The following is a 231-nucleotide window of genomic DNA, read 5'->3' on the forward strand; positions in this document are numbered from 1 at the left end:
CGAGATATTTTGATCTCCGTCACCGCTTTTTTTCGCGACGCCAGTGCATTTGATGCGCTAAAGCGAGCTATTTATCCCATGGTAGAGCAGGCAGACACCGGCCCTCTGCGGGTATGGGTAGCCGGTTGCGCCACGGGTGAAGAGGCGTACTCCATTGCGCTGTTAATTGTTGAAGCAAAGCGGACACTGAATAGTCAGGTCGTGGTGCAGATTTTTGCCACGGATATTGAT

Annotated in this window: 1 protein-coding gene; it reads left to right on the top strand. The window is 51.9% G+C overall.

Annotated elements, in window-relative coordinates:
• Positions 1-231, top strand: a 231-nt coding sequence (locus SB753_RS42075) for a CheR family methyltransferase (protein ID WP_410805824.1), incomplete at both ends; no start/stop codon positions are given.

It is taken from the genome of Paraburkholderia sp. SIMBA_053, assembly GCF_046534895.1.
Lineage (GTDB): Bacteria > Pseudomonadota > Gammaproteobacteria > Burkholderiales > Burkholderiaceae > Paraburkholderia > Paraburkholderia caledonica.